Origin of the sequence: Micromonospora sp. NPDC049891, from assembly GCF_040660295.1 — a bacterium.
GTDB lineage: Bacteria > Actinomycetota > Actinomycetes > Mycobacteriales > Micromonosporaceae > Micromonospora.
Genome location: NZ_JBFAML010000012.1, coordinates 117,226 through 134,355 on the forward strand (window position 1 = coordinate 117,226; position 17,130 = coordinate 134,355).

A 17,130-nucleotide genomic window follows, 5' to 3' on the forward strand; every position below is an offset into this window, starting at 1 on the left:
ACGCTCACTACCGGCCGGCCGCGTTCCACCGGCTCGGCCGGGCAGGAGCGGCGGCGGCCACTCACCGGTGGTGTGCCACCCGTGCACCGGTGGACCTATCCGCTGAACGACCGTTCGGGGTAGGTTTCTGGCACAAACATGTTTCCGGCGTGCGGTCGGCGCATGCCGTCGTCCCCAGGGAGGTCAGCGCGATGAGCGGTGGTGACAAGATCGACTTCGAGATCCGTCCGAACCCCGCACCGGTATCCGCCACCGACCGGGCTGCGCTGCTGGTAAACCCCGGGTTCGGCCGGGTGTTCACGGACCACATGGTCACCATCCGTTACGCCGACGGCAAGGGCTGGTACGACGCCCGGGTCGAGGCGCGCGCACCGATCCCGATGGATCCCGCGAGCGCGGTGCTGCACTACGCGCAGGAGATCTTCGAGGGCATGAAGGCGTACCGCGCGGCCGACGGTGGAGTGACGATGTTCCGCCCGTACGCCAACGCCGCCCGGTTCAACACCTCCGCCGCCCGGATGGCCATGCCGGCGCTACCGGAGCAGACCTTTGTGGACTCGCTGCACCGGCTGATCGAGATCGACCGGGAGTGGATTCCCGACGGCGACGACGGGGGCAGCCTCTACCTGCGGCCGTTCATGTTCGCCAGCGAGGTCTTCCTCGGCGTCCGCCCGGCCAACGAGTACCTCTACTCGGTGATCGCCTCGCCCGTCGGCGCGTACTTCTCCGGTGGGGTCAAGCCGGTGACGGTCTGGGTTTCACCCGACTACACCCGGGCGGCGCCGGGCGGTACCGGCGCGGCCAAGTGCGGCGGCAACTACGCCGCCTCGCTGGCCGCCCAGGCCGAGGCCCTTGAGCACGGCTGCGACCAGGTGGTCTTCCTCGACGCCGTGGAGCGCCGCTACGTCGACGAGCTGGGCGGCATGAACGTCTTCTTCGTCTACGACGACGGCTCGATCGTCACCCCGCCGCTGACCGGCACGATCCTGCCGGGCATCACCCGCGAGTCGGTGCTCACCCTGGCTTCGGCGGCCGGGCACCGGGTCGAGGAGCGGCCGGTGACCTTCGACGACTGGCGCACGGACGCCGCCAGCGGTCGGCTGCGCGAGGTCTTCGCCTGCGGGACCGCTGCGGTGATCACGCCGATCGGGCAGGTGCGTTTCCCGGACGGGGAGTTCGCCGTGGCCGGCGGGGAGCCGGGCGAGGTCACCATGGCGCTGCGCCAACAGCTTGTGGATCTCCAGCGGGGCAAGGCGGAGGACCCGCACAACTGGGTCCACCGCGTGTTCTGAGTCGTACGTCGGGGCCCCGTCGCCACGCCCGGCGTGGCGTCGGGGCCCCTGCACTGCCCACCGCGTGCCGATGGCTCGCTCAGGTGAGCAGGTGGTCACGCAGGGCGGCGAGCTGGTCGTCGGTGACTCCGGCGTGCCGCAGGTAGTCGTCGACCGACCCGTGCCCCTCCCGGATCTCTGCCAGGAAGAGCAGCATCGTCTCGGCCGGTGAGGACAGGTACGGCATGGGCAGCTCGGGCACCTCGGGATGGGCGGTGGCGACCCAGGCGGCGAAGCGCTGCGACGCCTCGGTGCTCAGCGCGTAGTCCGCCGCGATCTCGGTGTCCTCGACGCCGAGCACCGCGAGGGTCAGGCCGCAGACGATGCCGGTGCGGTCCTTGCCCGCGACGCAGTGCACCACCACCGGTGCGTTCGCGCTGTCGGCGATCAGGCCGATCGCCTCGGCGAGACCGGCGGTGCCGGTGCGGGCCAGGTCGGCGTACCGGTCGGCGAGGTAACGGGCCAGGTCGGTGCCGGGCTGGTACGGCTGCTCCTCCCAGTGCGCGTGCTCGGGGTGGATGTGCCGGTAGGTGAGGCCGTCGAAGTCGGGAACCCGGCCGTAGCGCTCGACCTCCTGCTGGCGGCGCAGGTCGACCACGGTCCGGACACCGAGCGCGGCGAACGCTTCCCGGTCGGCCTCATCCATCCCGTGCAGCGAGTCGGAGCGGTAGAGCCGTCCGGTGCGGACGGTACGTCCGTCCAGGCCGCGGTAGCCGCCCACGTCCCGGAAGTTGAACATCCTGGTGAAGGGGATCCGGCGAGTCTGCTCAGTGGCGTCCATCCGGACACGGTAACGGCCGGTGGAACAACGTCCCACCGGCCGTCACGGTTGTCAGGTGCCTTACCGCAGCCCGCCACCGGGCGGGGTGGCGGAGTACGTGTCGTTGTAGTAGCCGCCGAGCTTGTCCCGGTAGGCCGGGTCGGTGGCCGTCTCGTCGTACTCCGGTGCCGCCTTGATCTGGTCCTTGGTGCGGTCGACGAAGACCTTCTGCTCCTCGTGGTCGACGTGGTTCACCGTGCCGGCCGGAAGCATGACCTTCTTACCGAAGATCCACGGTCCGGTGTCCACCACCAGGTAGCTGGCGTTGACCTCGGTGCTGTCACTGTCGATCTTGCCGATCGAGCCGTCGCTGGCCTCCACCTTGTAGCCGACCAGGTTGGCGCCGGCCACTCCGGCGTCGTCCCGGTAGCTCCAGGGATCGAAGGCACCGGCGGGGGTGCCGCCGGCGACGACGCTCTGGTCGACGGCGCGCAGCTCCGGGTCCGGCGTGGTGTTCGTGGTGTTCGGGTCGAGCCTGTCCATGGGATGTCTCCTGCCCCGGCCGTGATCAGCCGTCTCGGAGGAACGTGTTTCGTTGTCCCGAAAACTCCTACCCCTGGACAGGCGCTCTACACCCGCCTCAGAAAAACCATCCGACACGCAGGCCCCGCACCGTCCCGGGATGTGGATTGTGCCTCCCACAAACGGTCCGGAGGTGGCAGAGTACCGATCGTGACCAGCACCGCCCGCATTATTGGCAACTAGCGCGCCGGCCTTCCCTCGCCGAGCGCGCAGACCTCCCGCAGCCGCGGGGGGTCTTTTTGTTGCGCTGGCCGGTGCCTGACGAAGGGATCCCCATGACGTTCCAGGTCTACGACACCACGCTGCGCGACGGCGCCCAGCGCGAGGGGCTCAGCTACTCGGTGGTCGACAAGCTCGCGGTGGCCCGGCTGCTCGACGAGTTCGGTGTCGGATTCATCGAGGGCGGCTGGCCGGGCGCGGTGCCCAAGGACACCGAGTTCTTCCGCCGGGCACGTACCGAACTCGATCTCAGGCACGCGGTGCTTGTCGCCTTCGGCGCCACCCGCCGGCCCGGCGCGGTGGCCGCCGACGATCAGCAGGTGCGTGGCCTGCTGGACGCGCAGACCCCGGCGATCGCCCTGGTGGCCAAGGCCGACCTGCGCCACGTCGAGCGGGCGCTGCGCACCACCGCCAAGGAGAACCTGGCGATGATCCACGACACGGTGACCCACCTGGTCGCCGAGGGACGTCGGGTCTTCGTCGACGGCGAGCACACCTTCGACGGGTACCGCCACGACGCGGCGTACACCGCCTCGGTGGTGGAGACCGCTCTCGCGGCGGGGGCCGAGCGGTTCGTGCTCTGCGACACCAACGGGGGAATGCTGCCGTCCCAGGTGACCGCCGCCATCGCCGACCTCACCGACCGGATCGGCGTCGCGCCGGAGCTGCTCGGCATGCACGCCCAGAACGACACCGCCTGCGCGGTGGCCAACACCATCGCCGCCGTCGAGGCCGGCGTACGCCACGTGCAGGGCACCGCCAACGGGTACGGCGAGCGGCCCGGCAACGCCGACATCTTCGCCGTCGTCGCGAACCTCCAACTCAAGCTCGGGCTGCCGGTCCTACCGGAGGGCTGCCTGGAGCAGATGGTGCGGGTCTCCCACGCCATCGCCGAGATCGCCAACATCGCCCCCGACACCCACCAGGCGTACGCCGGGGCGGCTGCCTTCGCCCACAAGGCGGGCATCCACGCGAGTGCGATCAAGGTGGATCCGCTGCTCTACAACCACGTGGAGCCCGAGGTGGTCGGCAACGACATGCGGATCCTGGTCACCGAGATGGCCGGCCGGGCCAGCATCGAGCTGAAGAGTCGCGAGCTGGGGCTGGATCTGGCCGGCCATCCGGAGACGCTGTCCCGGGTCACCAACCGGGTCAAGGAGCTGGAGGCCGGTGGCTGGTCGTTCGAGGCCGCCGACGCCTCGTTCGAGCTGCTGGTCCGCTCCGAGCTACCGGATGCCGCGCCGGTGCGGCCGTTCGCGCTGGAGTCGTACCGGGTGCTTGTCGAGCACCGGGAGGACGGCGCGGTCGTCTCCGAGGCGACCGTCAAGATCCGGGTACGCGGGGAACGGGTGATCGCAACGGCCGAGGGCAACGGACCGGTGAACGCTCTCGACGAGGCGCTGCGGGTCGGTCTCGGCCGGCACTACCCGGAGCTGCGGGACTTCGAGCTGGCCGACTACAAGGTGCGGATCCTGGAGGGCAGCCACGGCACCGGCGCGGTGACCCGGGTACTCGTCGAGACCGCTGACGGCCGGGGCGATGGCTGGACCACCGTCGGCGTGCACCCCAACGTGGTCGAGGCCAGCTGGCACGCGCTTGTCGACGCGCTCACCTACGGCCTCAACCGCGCTCGGGTCTGAGCGGGCGCTGTCGTAGGGTGCCAAGCTGCCCGGCGGTCACGATCGTGCCCGCCGGGCAGCTGTTCGGCTGCGGTCAGGTCCCAGCCGCGGAACAGCTCAGCTCTCCATGCCGGTAGGTCTCACCACCATCTGGTGCACCTGTACCCGGGGGACGTTGCACCCGGCGAGAAGCAGGCCCGGGCCTCCAGGTCGGCGTCGTTGACCATGGCGGTCCAGAGGCTGTCTGCGGAGTATTCGATCATCGTGGTGCGGTGGTTCCCGTTGAGGTGCCGGCTGTCCACCTTGATCGTGAGGGTGCGGCGGCTGGGGGTTCGCGCCCAGGCCGTGCGGCATCGTGGGCTGTAGCGTAGCTCGACCTCGCCCGTTGCGTCGGATTTGTAGTACGTGTAGCTGCCGGACTTCGGCGTGATGGCGTCCTCACTGCAGGTGTAGTAGTTGCCGTAGCTGGTGTAGATCTTGAAGGTTTGCGGGTTCTTGCCGTCACAGACGGAACCGCAGCCGGACGCGGCGAGCGTCACCTCGTCGATCATGGCGGCCTCGCTGGCAGCGATCTCCGCTTCGACCTCGACGGCCGTCTCGGCGGCGGCGCGGTCGGGTGAGGCCTGGGCTGAGGCGGGGGCCACGAGCAGGCTCAGAGCGAGGGCGGAGGCGAGCCCGGACATCCGTAACAGTCGCTTCATCGTTGCTCCTGTGAATAGGGGACGACCGCAGGATGGCGAGAGCTCTCATCACCCTCTCATCAGGTGACCATCGCTTTGAGTGAGCATTCGGCCTGCCGTTCGCCAGGCCGTGGGCGACCACCTGGCGAATCGGTCAGCGCTGCGCCGGCAGGCGTAGTTCGGCGAGGACCATGCGGTGGTCGCTGCCGGGTAGCGGGTGCACGGCGACGTCGCGTACCGCGATGCGGCGGTCGACCAGCACGTGATCGATCACCACCGGCGGGATCGGATCGCCGTCGTATGGCCCCCAGGTGCCGGTGAGCCCGGCACCGACCGAGGCGGCGGCGTCGACGTAGCCGGTGGCGAGCAGGGCGCGCAGCGGGCCGTGGTCGAGGGTGGCGTTGAAGTCCCCGGCGAGGATGCTCAACGGCCCGTCCGGGGTGGCTGTCGGCTGGGCGGCCAGGTCGGTGCGCCACGAGCCCACCTGGTCGATCGCGTACGGCGCCGCCGGGTGCGCCGACTCGACGCGTACCGGGGGTGCGCCGGGCACCGCGACTGTCGCGTACGCCTGCGTGAAGCCCCAGCCGCCGCGCAGCTGCCGGATGCCGCCGTCGCTGATCGGGTGGCGGGCGTAGAGCCCGGAGCCGGGAGTGCCGACGACCGGATTGAGCTGCCGGTGTGGCAGCAACCGGTCGAGGCCGAGCCGGTCCAGCTCGGCCTCGGCGGCCGGGGTGAGCTCCTGCACGAGCAGCAGGTCGACCTGCCGGGTGCGGACCAGCTCGACCACAGTCGTCGGATCGGCCGCACCGGCGAGCAGGTTGGCGGTGAGCACCCGTACCGTCGGCCCGCTGGCGCTCGGCTGCGGTGCCGGCAGTGCGCGGGGCACCACCAGCGCGACCAGGGCCAGGGTGGTCAGCGCCGCGACGAACGCCGGAACCCGGCGCCGCAGGGCGAGCGCGAGCACCAGTGGGGCCACGCTCCCGAGCGTCATGTACGGCGTGAAGGCCAACGCCTGCACCAGCGGTCCCCGGTCCAGACCGACCGACCGCACCAGCACCCACCCGGCACCCGGCACGACGGCCAGCCAGCAGAGCAGGGTGATGCCGGACGGATGCCAGGTCCGGCGACCGATGGTGATCTCCACGGCACGCAGGCTACTGAATCCGCGGGCGAGGTGAGCCGGGTGGCGTCGGGGAGCCCTGCCCGAGGGCGATCCGGCGAGCCGGCGGGTAGCTGGGAAATGGCCGTCATTCTGGTTCTCGAATCGATTTCGTGAATTGTTCACGGCTTCACTTTTCATGATTGTTGGCGTTGATCCGACAACTCGCCGACGACATATGCACTATTGACCCCTGGCATTTTTCGGTGCTACGTTTCAGCTGCTCGGGAGGCTGCGTCCTAGCAAGGATCCCCAGCTCAGGACGCATGAAGTCGACGAGCGGGATACGTCTGCGGGTGTGCTCCCGGACGGGTGTGCAGGCGGTGAGCGCTCATTGTCGCCCGACTCGAGAAAGGCAAAAACCGCCCCGTGTGCCACGGGTCGGCCGTATCTCCACGCCTGGACAAGGGAGACCCGTCATGACCAGATTATTCCGACGTAAGACGGCTGCGGTGGCGATCGCGGCGCTGGCGCTGGCACTTGCCGGCGGCGGAATCGCCGCGGCGAAGCCGACCGCCGAGTCCGCCCAGCCCACGGCCCGTAGCGCCCAGCAGCCGGCCGTCACCACGGCCTCGCTGAACAGCGCGAAGGCCGCCCTCGCCAAGGGCGACGGGATGAGCACCCAGGCCGTCGCCGGCTTCTACGCCACGGCCGTCAACGCCAACGGCACCAAGGCCCGCGGCGTCGGCATCGTCATCAAGTACGGCCCCGGCGAGTACGAGGTGCAGTTCGGCACCAACGTCACGAACGGCGTCTACGTGGCGACGATCGGCCGGCCGGACTCGTGCTGCATCCCGCCGGCCGGTGAGATCTCGGTCGCGCGACGACTGCTGACCCCGAACGCGGTGTTCATCCAGACCCGCGACTCCGCCGGCGTCCCCACCGATCTGCCGTTCTACCTCCTCGTGCACCGCTGAACCGTCCACTGTCACCGGCCTCCGTCGCACGACGGAGGCCGGTGTCGTGTCGGTGCGGGGGCCGGCGTTCGGCCCGCGTCCCGAACGGAGTGTGCGGGCGCTGTCCGGTAACGGCGCCGATCGCGTGGTCTGGGCAGGCTAGGGCCGGAAATTCCGACGTTTGTCCGCCGGTCGCCTCGGGAAGCAAGCACCGTGACGGACATCTCGGACACCATGGCCAGCCTGCCCAGCCCGGCCGATCCGGACGCGACCGCAGCTGAGTTGGACCAGACCCTCTTCGAGGTCAAACGCGTGATCGTCGGGCAGGATCGGCTCGTCGAACGCCTCCTGGTCGCGCTGCTCGCCGACGGGCACTGTCTGCTGGAGGGCGTACCCGGGGTGGCCAAGACCCTCGCCGCGCAGACCCTCGCGACGGTGGTCGGTGGCAGCTTCTCCCGCATCCAGTTCACCCCCGACCTCGTTCCCTCCGACATCGTCGGCACCCGGATCTACCGCGCCTCGAAGGAGAGCTTCGACGTCGAGCTGGGCCCGGTGATGGCGAACCTGGTGCTGGCGGACGAGATCAACCGGGCACCGGCGAAGGTGCAGTCAGCGTTGCTGGAGGCGATGGCCGAGCGCCAGGTGTCGATCGGTGGGCGCAGCCACCCGGTGCCGGAGCCGTTCCTGGTGCTGGCCACCCAGAACCCCATCGAGTCGGAAGGGGTCTACCAGCTACCGGAGGCGCAGCGGGACCGCTTCCTCATGAAGGTCGTCGTCGACTACCCGGACGGTGCCGATGAGTTGGCCATCCTCTACCGGATGAGCGCCGACCGTCCCCGGGCACACCGGGTGCTCGACCCGGAGCGGCTGCGCGAGTTCCAGCGTCAGGCCAGGCAGGTCTTCGTCCATCACGCCATCGCCGAGTACGTGGTCCGGCTCATCCTCGCCACCCGTGATCCGGGCCGGTTCGGGCTGCCGGAGATGGCCGGCCTGCTCGCCTACGGTGCCAGTCCGCGCGCCACGCTCGGCCTGGTCTCGGCCGCCCGCGCCCAGGCCCTGCTCCGGGGACGGGGTTACGTCCTGCCCGACGACGTCCGGGAACTAGCCGTGGACGTACTGGCCCACCGGCTGGTGCTCTCCTTTGACGCGGTCGCCGACGGGGTGAGCGCCGAGTGGGTCGTCCATCGGCTGGTCGAGGCGGTCCCGCCGCCCCGGGTGGCCGCCACCAGGCCGGAGTACGTGACCGACCTGGCAGCCGCCTGATGGGCCGCCGGAGCCCCACGCCGCCGGTGGCGGCGGACCCGGTACTCGCCGACCTCACCCCGGACCAGCGGCTGCGGCGGCTGGAACTCACAGTGACCCGGCGCCTCGACGGCCTGCTGCACGGTGAGCGGCACGGACTGCTGCCCGGGCCCGGCAGCGAACCGGCGGGCAGCCGCGAGTACCGGCCCGGGGAGGACGAGGTACGCCGGATGGACTGGTCGGTCACGGCGCGCACCGCGGTGCCGCACGTGCGGGAGGTGGACGCCGACCGGGAACTGACCACCTGGCTGCTTGTCGACGCCAGCCCCAGCATGGAGTACGGCACCGCGGAGTTGGACAAGCGGGAACTGGCGGTGGCAGCGGTCGCCACAATCGGTTTCCTCACCGCCGGGCCGGGCAACCGGCTCGGCGCTCAGGTGCTCACGCCGTACGGGCTGCGTCGGGTGCCGGCCCGGGGCGGGCGTACCCACCTGTTCGGGCTGCTCCGCGCCTTGCTGGCCGCGCCACGGGCCGGTGACCACCCGGATGTCGCGCCCGCGGCCGTGCCCGCCGCCGGGCTGGCCGACGCGTTGGCCGAGGTGCGCCGGGTCGCCCACCGGCGCGGTCTGGTGGTGGTGGTCTCCGACTTCCTCGACGGCCTGCCCGACGATCCACGGCTGCCGGCCCACTGGGAGCGTCCGCTGCGTCAGCTCTCGGTGCGCCACCAGGTGCTCGCGGTCGAGGTCACCGACCCCCGTGAGCTGGAGCTGCCGGACGTCGGCCTGATCACTCTGGTCGACCCGGAAAGCGGCGAGACCCGCGAGGTGTGGACCGGTGACCGGCGCCTGCGCGAGCGCTACGCGGCCGCGGCGGCCGCCCAGCGCGACCAGGTCCGGCACGCTCTGCGCCGGGCCGGCGCGACCCATCTGGCCCTGCGCACCGACCAGGACTGGACCGTCGACATCGTGCGGCACGTGCACGCCCAGCGTCGGTTGGCCGCCGCTGCGGCCCCGTCGCATCGGGGAGGTGCGGCGTGATCTGGCAGTCACCCGTCCGGCTCTGGCTGCTGCTCGGTGTGGTCGCGCTGGCCGTGGCGTACCTGGTGGCGCAGCGGCGCCGCAGCCGGTACGCGGTCCGCTTCACCAATCTGCGCCTGCTCGACCGGGTGGCACCCCGGCGCCCGACCTGGCGCCGGCACCTGCCCGCCGGTCTCTTTCTGGCGATGCTGGCCCTGCTGGTGGTCGGGTTCGCCCGTCCCACCGCCGAGGTCCGGGTGCCCCGGGAACGCGCCACCGTGATGGTGGCGGTGGACGTCTCCACCTCGATGCTCGCCGGTGACGTCGAACCGGACCGGCTCAGCGCGGCCAAGAGCGCCGCCCGGCGGTTCGCCGACGGCCTGCCCGACGAGTTCAACGTGGGACTTGTCGCGTTCGCCGGCAGCGCGGCGGTGCTGGTGCCACCGGGCACCGACCGGGAGGCGTTGCACGACGGGATCGAGCGGCTGGCCGAGGGGGCGACCGGGGTGCAGGGCACCGCGATCGGCGAGGCGATCAGCACCTCGTTGGGCGCCGTGAAGGCGCTCGACGACAAGGCCGCCACCGAGCCGCCGCCGGCCCGGATCATCCTGCTCTCCGACGGGGCGAACACCTCGGGCATGGATCCGATGGACGCCGCCGCCGAGGCGGTGGCCCTCGACGTGCCGGTGCACAGCATCTCGTTCGGTACGCCGACCGGCTTCGTCGACCGGGGTGGCCGGCCGATTCAGGTGCCGGTGGACGGCGAGACGCTGCGGGCCGTGGCCGAGGAGACCGGAGGCGGCTTCCATGAGGCCGGTACGAGCGCCGAGCTACGGGCCGTCTACGACGACATCGGCAGCTCGGTGGGTTGGCGCAAGGTGCGGCAGGACGTCTCGGCCCGGTTCATCGGGCTCGGGTTGGTGTTCGCGATGGGCGCGGCGGTCGGCTCGATGCGCTGGTTCTCCCGCCTGCCCTGATTCCCACGGCCCGATCCGCGACAGCGGCCGCAGCCGGCCGCGCACGTGAGGAGCGTACGTATGGCAGTGCAGACCGGACTGGGCGAGCCGCGCGGACCGTGGTTCGTCTCGCCCGATCTCGACCCGGACGGGCGGGGCGGATCGGACGCGGCGTCGCAGGCGCGGGAGAACTTGCTGGGCGGCTGGCGCCGCCGGCTGCTGGCCGGGCTGGCGATGGTGGCGATATCCGCCGGATCGGGGGCGCTGGCCGGTGGTTGGGCGGCCGGGCGGGACGGTGTCCCGGGCCCGGCCGCCGCGTCCGCGGCCCCGGTGCCGGCGGAGCTGGTGACAGCCGCCGAGAAGACCGTGCCGGGAGTGGTGTCGGTGCTGGTGGGCGGCGGCGCGGGTGGCTCGGCGAGCGGCTCCGGCTTCGCGGTCGACTCGGAGCAGCACATCATCACCAACGACCACATCATCGCCAAGGGCCGTGGTGGCCCGGTGACCGTCGAACTGCCGGACGGCCGGCGGTTCGCGGCGGAGGTGGTGGGCCGGGAGCCGGACAGCGATCTCGCGGTGCTCAAGGTGCCGTCGTCGGCCGGCCTGACCTCGCTGCCGCTGGCCAAGCCGGGTTCGACCCGGGTCGGCGAACCGGTGCTGGCGGTCGGATCGCCGCTGGGCCTGCCCGGCACGGTGACCGCCGGCATCGTCAGCGCGCTGGACCGCCAGGTGCGCCTCGGTGACAACCGGCACCGGGCGGTGCAGACCGATGCCTCGATCAACCCCGGCAACTCGGGCGGACCGCTCGTCAACGCCCGGGGTGAGGTGGTCGGGGTGAACACCGCTATCGCGACGATCGACGGCAACGGCTCGATCGGCATCGGCTTCGCGATCCCGATCGAGCAGGTGCAGCAGACCGCCGACACGATCATCGGCAAGGGCGGCTGATTACTCAGAGCCACTGTCCGATTACGGGGAGATCGGGGCAACTGTCGGATTCCGGCGCTCGATGATCGGAGAATGGAAATATGACGCTCGGTATGGATACTGGCGTGGGTGGAGCGTCCTCTCATCGCGGTCCTCCTGCTGGTGGGCCTCATCATCGGAAGTGGCGTCGGGTCGTCGTACGCGCGCGCCCGGCGGGGCTGGAACGACTACCAGGCGGCGAAGAAGACCGTTCCCGGAGCGCGTCGCGCCGCCTGGATGCTGATCAAAGTGGTCACCACGAAGGTCGGCGTCATCGCCCTGCTCCTGATCGGAGCGGTGGCGTACGCCGCCGCAGGTGGCAGTGACGAGCCGGCTCCGGCGGCGCCGACGCCGAGCAGCAGCGCGGACGAGCGACCCACCCGCTGACACGGGCACCGGGCTGGCTGCGCGCTCCCGGCGTTGGCGCGAACGGGTTCCGGACCCCGCGCTAGCCTCAGGGCGTGGACGACGGACTGCGGGTGACCGACCGGTGGGTGGTTCCCGCCGCTGAACTGCGGGAGCGGTTCTCCCGGTCGTCCGGACCGGGCGGGCAGGGGGTCAACACCGCCGACTCGCGGGTCGAGCTGAGCTTCGACCTGGCCGGCTCACCGAGCATCTCCGAATCGCTGCGCGCCCGGGCCCTGGACCGGCTCGCCGGGCGGCTGGTCGACGGCGTACTGACGATCGCCGCCAGTGAGCACCGGGCGCAACTGGCCAACCGTGAGGCGGCCCGGGAACGCCTGGTGTCATTGCTGCGCGAGGCGGTCGCACCGCCACCGCCTCCGCGCCGTCCGACCCGCCCGTCTCGGGCGGCCAAGGAGCGGCGACTGGCCGAGAAGAAGCGTCGCGGGCAGCGCAAGCGCGACCGTCGGGTGGACGGCGAGTAGTCGGTCGTAGCTGGCATGGCCGGGTCCACGCCACGGTCACACCACCGGTCAGGCCCGGTCCGGCGCTGCCGCTCCGGCCCGGTCCAGTATCGCGGAGCAGACCTCGATCAGTCGGGCCCGCAACCGGCCGGCCCGCTGGGCGAACTCGCGTTGCCGTGCCACGTACTCGGCCTTGCCCTCCGGCGTCTCGATGGCCACCGCCGCCTCGCCGTACGAGGAGAAGTCGTACGGCGACGCGCGCATGTCGAGCAGTCGGATGTCGCCGGCCAGTTCGAAGCAGTCGAGCGCCAGGTCACCGGGGACCGCGGGGCCGAGCTTGGTGGCCCACTTGTGGCAGTCCATGGAGGCGTGCAGACAGCCCGGCTGGTCGAGGTCCACCTGACTGGCCCGGGTCGGTCGGAGCTGGTTGCGGCCGACCGCGTCGGGGGTGAAGAACCGGTACGCGTCGAAGTGTGTGCACCGGATCTGGTGCGACTCGACCACCGCGTCGGTGCCCCGCTGGCCGAGCCGGAGGGGAAGCGGATGACGGTGCTCACGCTGGCGGTACACCATCGCCCACTCGTGCAGGCCGAAGCAGCCGGTGAAGGCTGGGCGGGAGGCGATCGCGGTCAGCAGTCGGTGGATGAACCGCACCGAGTCCTCCCGATCGGTGCGGAACGCTTCGACGTCGAGGCGTACCGCCCCGTCCGCGTCCGTCGTGTACCAACGCCACAGGTGGTGCGGCGCCGGACCGTCCGGGCCGGCCTCAAGGCGGACACCGACACCGGGGTGCCACCGTCGCAGCACCGAGGGTCGGGTGCCGTAGTAGTCGTACAGGAAGTCGTCGATGGCGTGGCGTTCCCCGGTGGCCCGGCGGGCCCGGTGCCCCGCGGTCAGCGAGTCGGCCCGCCGTTCGTGACCCGTCAGCAGGGGCCGCCAGGCGGCGGCGGGAAGGCTGGTCACCGCCGCCCGTCCGGGGCGCGGCTCACCCGCCCGCCGACGACGGCGGGCGTTGCGGGGGCGGGGACGGCGGTCACGGCCCCAAGGGTACGACCGTCGTCCCGGCCGCCCGGTCAGGGCACGTCGACCCGTACGCCAGCGGAGAAGACCCCGCTGCGCAGCTCCAGCCGCTGCGGTGCCTCCCGCCCGTTGATCGTGAAGACCAACGGCAGCACCACCCGGCTGCCGGCCAGCAACGGGTCGGCGAACACGTCGCGGCCCTGGTTCGCCTGTCGGGTGGCCGGCTCGTCGGTGGTTACCCAGTTGCCGTTGGCCAGGTACGCCCGTTGCAGCTTGCCGTGCCAGCTCTGGTGCTCAGGGGTGAGGTTGCGGACCCCGACGGTCGCCTGGCACTGCCGAGCGCCCCGGCCCGGTTCGCAGGTCATCCGGTAGACGGTGAACTCGAACGCGTCCTCGCGCAGCGGCATCCCCAGCACGCCGCTCGTCCCGGTGCCCTTCCAGGCGCCGCTTGTCGGCTGGCTGTCCGTGTCGATCGCGGTGACCTGCCGGGTGGCCGACCACGCTGCGGCGCCCACCGTGCCGGCCAGCACGGTCGCGGCCACCGGCACCACCACCCAGACCGGCGGCTTGCGGCACCGGGCCGGCGGGCGAGGAGCGGCCGGCCGCGGATAGATCGTGCCGGGCCCGTCCGAGGCCAGTGCTGCGGCCACCGGCCGTCGGCGCCGTCGCCAGGTGAGCAGTCCCACCACACCCAGCACCAGCAGCGCGGCCCCGCCGGCGATGAGCGCGGGTGCCTGGCGACGCCAGCCCGTGGGCTCCTGCGACTGCGTCGCCGCCATCCCCGGCGCCGTCCAGGTGGCGCTCGCGCAGTCGTACGGCTGCCGGCCGTCGCTGGCGAAGGCGCACGTCGGCGCGGTCACCGGCTGTCGGGAGGCGGCCGTGGTGAGCGTGGTGCCCAGCGTGGTGGTGCTGCCCGGCGGCAGCTTCAGCCGCCAGGTCACCTCGGTCGCCGCCGACCCGCCGGGGCGTACCACCTGGCCTCCGTCGCTGATCTTGGTCGGCGAGACGCCCTGGGGCAGCTCCTGACGGACGGTGGTGTCCACCGGCGCGCTGCCGGCGTTACGGACCTCGATCCGGTACCCGGGCGCGGCGCTCTGCTCCGGCGCGACCCGCACGCTCACCTTCGGCCTGGCGGCGGGCGAGGCCACCCGGGTCGGCGTCGGTACCGCCGGGGGTGCCGCCGGCATGCTGGGATCGGGTGTGGCCGCCGCCGGCTGGAGCCGTCCGGCCGGCGGAACGCCCGTGACGGTGGCCGTCGGAGCGCCCGTGACGGTGGCCGTCGGAGCGCCCGTGACGGTGGCCGTCGGAGCGTCCGGGACGGTTGCCGCCGGCAGCACCGGCAGGGCGGTCAGCAGGCCGACGCAGTGCACGATCGCCGCTAGGGCCTTGTGGTGTCGTGTCGATGCAGGCATACGAACGAACCTCCGCAGCCGACGCTAGGTGCGGGCGCGCGTCGGGCGGGTACGAAGCGGTGAATCCGGCCCCGGCGGTGGCCGGCGCGGGTAAGCTGCGGCGCTCGTCCGCTGGCCGCACTACATTGGCCTGGTGCGTATCGCTCGTTTCGCTCATGCCAAGGGAATGTCGTTCGGCGTCGTCGAGGGGGAGCCGGAGGCGGGCCCGCAGGGGCTCACCATCGCCGAGATCTCCGGCCACCCGTTCGGCCAGATCACGTTCAGCGGGGTCCGCTGGGCGTTGTCCGACGTCCGGCTGCTCTCGCCGATCCTGCCCAGCAAGGTGGTCTGCGTCGGCCGCAACTACGCCGAGCACGCCGCCGAACACGGTGCGGAGGTGCCGAAGGAGCCGCTGCTGTTCCTGAAGCCCTCGACCTCGGTCATCGGCCCCCGGGACGCGATCCGGTTGCCGGAATTCAGCAAGCAGGTCGAACACGAGGCCGAGCTGGCGGTGGTGATCGGTGCGCCCGGTGCCCGCCGGGCGGACCGGGCCGCCGCGGAGCGGGCCATCTTCGGCTACACCTGTGCCAACGACGTCACCGCCCGGGACCTTCAGCGTTCCGACAGCCAGTGGACCCGGGCCAAGGGCTTCGACTCGTTCTGCCCGATCGGGCCGTGGATCACCACCGGGCTGGACGTCACCGACCTGGAGATCCGCTGCGAGGTCGGTCGCGACCCGGAGGAGATGGAGGTACGGCAACTGGGCCGCACCGGGGACATGGTCTTCGACGCTCCGGCCCTGGTGTCGTACGTCTCACACGTGATGACGCTACTGCCCGGTGACGTCGTGTTGACCGGTACGCCGGCGGGGGTTAGCCCGCTCGCGGACGGGGATACGGTGAGCGTCCGGATCGAGGGGATCGGTGAGCTGACGAACCCGGTCGTGTCGGCGGCCTGACCGCCGGCCTGATCGCCGTTTTGGCAGCTCAGGTGCGGTTTGGGGAAGTCGATTTGGCCTGTCGGTGCCGGGAGGGTAGAGTTTGTTCCCGGCGCCGCAAGGGGCCAATGGGGTATGGGGTAATTGGCAGCCCGACTGATTCTGGTTCAGTTAGTCTAGGTTCGAGTCCTGGTACCCCAGCGCAGCCGAGATTCGTCACGAATCGAGGTCGCTGGATTCTGGTGGAGTTCAGCACCGATGCACCGCGAGGGGATCGGTCGCGAGGTCTGGTAGAGTTCGGCGGCACCGCCTCCAGAGGTGGTGCCGCAATGTGTTCTGGCCCCGTCGTCTAGCGGCCCAGGACGCCGCCCTCTCAAGGCGGTAGCGCCGGTTCGAATCCGGTCGGGGCTACAGGTGTTCACGGCTCGTTCCGCTGAAGCGGAGCGGGCCGTTTCGCTTTCTCGCGGCTGCCACCCCGGTCGGCCTGCCCCGCCACCCCTGTGCAACGCCGTGCGGGGGCGCCGCTAGACTACTGCCGCACCGCCCACAAGGGCTGGTGAATCTGGAAAGAGCCTGGCCCCGTCGTCTAGCGGCCCAGGACGCCGCCCTCTCAAGGCGGTAGCGCCGGTTCGAATCCGGTCGGGGCTACAGATCGAAAGGCGCGTCCCGCCCCGGGACGGGCCTTTCCGCACCCACCACCCCACCCCGCTCACCCTGTTGATCATGAGGTCAGCGGCAGTTAGAAGATCAACAACTGCAGCTGACCTCATGATCAACAGGGTGAAGGGGTTAGAGGCCGGAGAGGCGTTGGCCGGCTCGGACCACGGCCATGGCGTGGCGTTCGCCGGGACGGCGGCCCAGGCGCTCGATGGGGCCGGAGATGCTGATGGCGGCGATTACGCGGCCGGTGCGGTCGCGGATCGGAGCTGAGACGCTCGCCACGCCGGCCTCGCGTTCGGCGACGCTCTGTGCCCAGCCCCGGCGGCGGACCTCGGCGAGGGTGCGGCCGGTGAACTTCGACCGGGGCAGCAGCGGCATCACCGCCTCGGGCGGCTCCCAGGCGAGCAGGATCTGCGCCGCGGAGCCGGCGATCATCGGCAGCACCGAGCCGACCGGCACCGTGTCGCGCAGCCCGCTGGCCCGCTCGGCGGCGGCCACACAGATCCGCTCGTCCGCCCGGCGCAGGTAGAGCTGGGCGCTCTCGCCGGTGGCGTCGCGTAGTGCGGCCAGCAGCGGCTCGGCCGCCGTCAGCAGCACATCCGGCGCCGCGTTGGCCAGCTCACCCAGGCGCGGGCCGGGACGCCAGCGACCCTGGGTGTCCCGGACCAGCATCCGGTGGATCTCCAGCGCCTGCGCCAACCGGTGCGCGGTGGCCCGGGGCAGCTTGGTGCGTTCAACGAGTTCGGCCAGGCTGGCGCCGTCGACGCAGGCGGCCAGGATGACCACCGCCTTGTCGAGAACGCCGACACCGCTCATACTGTGTCCCACAAGCC

Annotated in this window: 17 protein-coding genes and 3 tRNA genes; 13 read left to right on the plus strand and 7 right to left on the minus strand. The window is 71.5% G+C overall.

Annotated features, from left to right (window positions below; genetic code table 11):
• Positions 1–191: 191 nt before the first annotated feature.
• Positions 192–1,292 carry a branched-chain amino acid aminotransferase gene (locus AB0I71_RS17680; protein WP_357585808.1) on the plus strand — a complete coding sequence of 367 codons (1,101 nt, stop codon included), beginning with the start codon at positions 192–194 and terminating at the stop codon, positions 1,290–1,292.
• A 79-nt stretch (positions 1,293–1,371) separates the two neighbouring features.
• Here AB0I71_RS17680 and AB0I71_RS17685 read toward each other — a convergent pair whose 3' ends face one another.
• Positions 1,372–2,112, minus strand: a complete 741-nt coding sequence (locus tag AB0I71_RS17685; RefSeq protein ID WP_357585810.1) for a tyrosine-protein phosphatase — start codon at positions 2,110–2,112, stop codon at positions 1,372–1,374.
• 60 nt (positions 2,113–2,172) lie between these two features.
• Complete coding sequence (locus AB0I71_RS17690; RefSeq protein WP_357585812.1) at positions 2,173–2,634, minus strand: PRC-barrel domain-containing protein; 462 nt, start codon at positions 2,632–2,634, stop codon at positions 2,173–2,175.
• A 314-nt stretch (positions 2,635–2,948) separates the two neighbouring features.
• Between AB0I71_RS17690 and cimA the strand changes: the two genes are divergently transcribed.
• Positions 2,949–4,532 carry a citramalate synthase gene (cimA, locus tag AB0I71_RS17695; RefSeq protein WP_357585814.1) on the plus strand — a complete coding sequence of 528 codons (1,584 nt, stop codon included), beginning with the start codon at positions 2,949–2,951 and terminating at the stop codon, positions 4,530–4,532.
• A 119-nt stretch (positions 4,533–4,651) separates the two neighbouring features.
• Here the strand turns inward: cimA and AB0I71_RS17700 are convergent, their stop codons facing one another.
• Both AB0I71_RS17700 and AB0I71_RS17705 read right to left on the minus strand, forming a co-directional pair.
• The gene (locus AB0I71_RS17700) at positions 4,652–5,212 is read right to left on the minus strand and encodes a DUF2690 domain-containing protein (protein WP_357585816.1); all 561 of its coding nucleotides are present in this window, start codon (positions 5,210–5,212) and stop codon (positions 4,652–4,654) included.
• Between the two features lie 133 nt (positions 5,213–5,345).
• Positions 5,346–6,287, minus strand: a complete 942-nt coding sequence (locus AB0I71_RS17705) for an endonuclease/exonuclease/phosphatase family protein (RefSeq protein WP_357585931.1) — start codon at positions 6,285–6,287, stop codon at positions 5,346–5,348.
• A gap of 482 nt (positions 6,288–6,769) precedes the next feature.
• Here AB0I71_RS17705 and AB0I71_RS17710 point away from each other — a divergent pair, with 482 nt between their 5' ends.
• The 7 genes from AB0I71_RS17710 to arfB all read left to right on the plus strand — a co-directional run bounded on the left by AB0I71_RS17710 (position 6,770) and on the right by arfB (position 12,310).
• Positions 6,770–7,267: a hypothetical protein gene (locus tag AB0I71_RS17710; protein WP_357585818.1), complete on the plus strand. Its 498-nt coding sequence runs from the start codon at positions 6,770–6,772 to the stop codon at positions 7,265–7,267.
• Between the two features lie 192 nt (positions 7,268–7,459).
• Positions 7,460–8,509, plus strand: a complete 1,050-nt coding sequence (locus AB0I71_RS17715) for a MoxR family ATPase (RefSeq protein WP_357585820.1) — start codon at positions 7,460–7,462, stop codon at positions 8,507–8,509.
• Positions 8,509–9,525: a DUF58 domain-containing protein gene (locus AB0I71_RS17720; protein WP_357585822.1), complete on the plus strand. Its 1,017-nt coding sequence runs from the start codon at positions 8,509–8,511 to the stop codon at positions 9,523–9,525. Before AB0I71_RS17715 ends, AB0I71_RS17720 begins: the two co-directional genes overlap by 1 nt.
• Complete coding sequence (locus AB0I71_RS17725; RefSeq protein ID WP_357585824.1) at positions 9,522–10,481, plus strand: VWA domain-containing protein; 960 nt, start codon at positions 9,522–9,524, stop codon at positions 10,479–10,481. The genes AB0I71_RS17720 and AB0I71_RS17725 overlap by 4 nt, the downstream gene beginning before the upstream one ends.
• 60 nt (positions 10,482–10,541) lie before the next feature.
• Complete coding sequence (locus AB0I71_RS17730; protein WP_357585826.1) at positions 10,542–11,405, plus strand: trypsin-like peptidase domain-containing protein; 864 nt, start codon at positions 10,542–10,544, stop codon at positions 11,403–11,405.
• A 108-nt stretch (positions 11,406–11,513) separates the two neighbouring features.
• Positions 11,514–11,810 carry a hypothetical protein gene (locus AB0I71_RS17735; protein ID WP_357585828.1) on the plus strand — a complete coding sequence of 99 codons (297 nt, stop codon included), beginning with the start codon at positions 11,514–11,516 and terminating at the stop codon, positions 11,808–11,810.
• Between the two features lie 74 nt (positions 11,811–11,884).
• Positions 11,885–12,310 carry an alternative ribosome rescue aminoacyl-tRNA hydrolase ArfB gene (gene arfB / locus AB0I71_RS17740; protein ID WP_357585830.1) on the plus strand — a complete coding sequence of 142 codons (426 nt, stop codon included), beginning with the start codon at positions 11,885–11,887 and terminating at the stop codon, positions 12,308–12,310.
• Between the two features lie 48 nt (positions 12,311–12,358).
• Here the strand turns inward: arfB and AB0I71_RS17745 are convergent, their stop codons facing one another.
• Both AB0I71_RS17745 and AB0I71_RS17750 read right to left on the minus strand, forming a co-directional pair.
• Positions 12,359–13,252, minus strand: a complete 894-nt coding sequence (locus tag AB0I71_RS17745) for a 3-methyladenine DNA glycosylase (RefSeq protein ID WP_357585832.1) — start codon at positions 13,250–13,252, stop codon at positions 12,359–12,361.
• 110 nt (positions 13,253–13,362) lie between these two features.
• Positions 13,363–14,721, minus strand: a complete 1,359-nt coding sequence (locus tag AB0I71_RS17750; protein WP_357585834.1) for a hypothetical protein — start codon at positions 14,719–14,721, stop codon at positions 13,363–13,365.
• 133 nt (positions 14,722–14,854) lie between these two features.
• On the opposite strand from AB0I71_RS17750, the gene AB0I71_RS17755 reads away from it, so the two are divergent.
• The 4 genes from AB0I71_RS17755 to AB0I71_RS17770 all read left to right on the plus strand — a co-directional run bounded on the left by AB0I71_RS17755 (position 14,855) and on the right by AB0I71_RS17770 (position 16,285).
• Positions 14,855–15,658, plus strand: a complete 804-nt coding sequence (locus AB0I71_RS17755; RefSeq protein WP_203998263.1) for a fumarylacetoacetate hydrolase family protein — start codon at positions 14,855–14,857, stop codon at positions 15,656–15,658.
• A 108-nt stretch (positions 15,659–15,766) separates the two neighbouring features.
• Positions 15,767–15,838: transfer RNA gene (locus tag AB0I71_RS17760), tRNA-Gln, on the plus strand.
• A gap of 137 nt (positions 15,839–15,975) precedes the next feature.
• Positions 15,976–16,048: transfer RNA gene (locus AB0I71_RS17765), tRNA-Glu, on the plus strand.
• 164 nt (positions 16,049–16,212) lie between these two features.
• Positions 16,213–16,285: transfer RNA gene (locus tag AB0I71_RS17770), tRNA-Glu, on the plus strand.
• A gap of 141 nt (positions 16,286–16,426) precedes the next feature.
• Here AB0I71_RS17770 and AB0I71_RS17775 read toward each other — a convergent pair.
• Positions 16,427–17,113 (minus strand): IclR family transcriptional regulator, encoded by a 687-nt coding sequence (locus AB0I71_RS17775; RefSeq protein ID WP_092373513.1) that lies wholly within the window; start codon positions 17,111–17,113, stop codon positions 16,427–16,429.
• Positions 17,114–17,130: the final 17 nt, after the last annotated feature.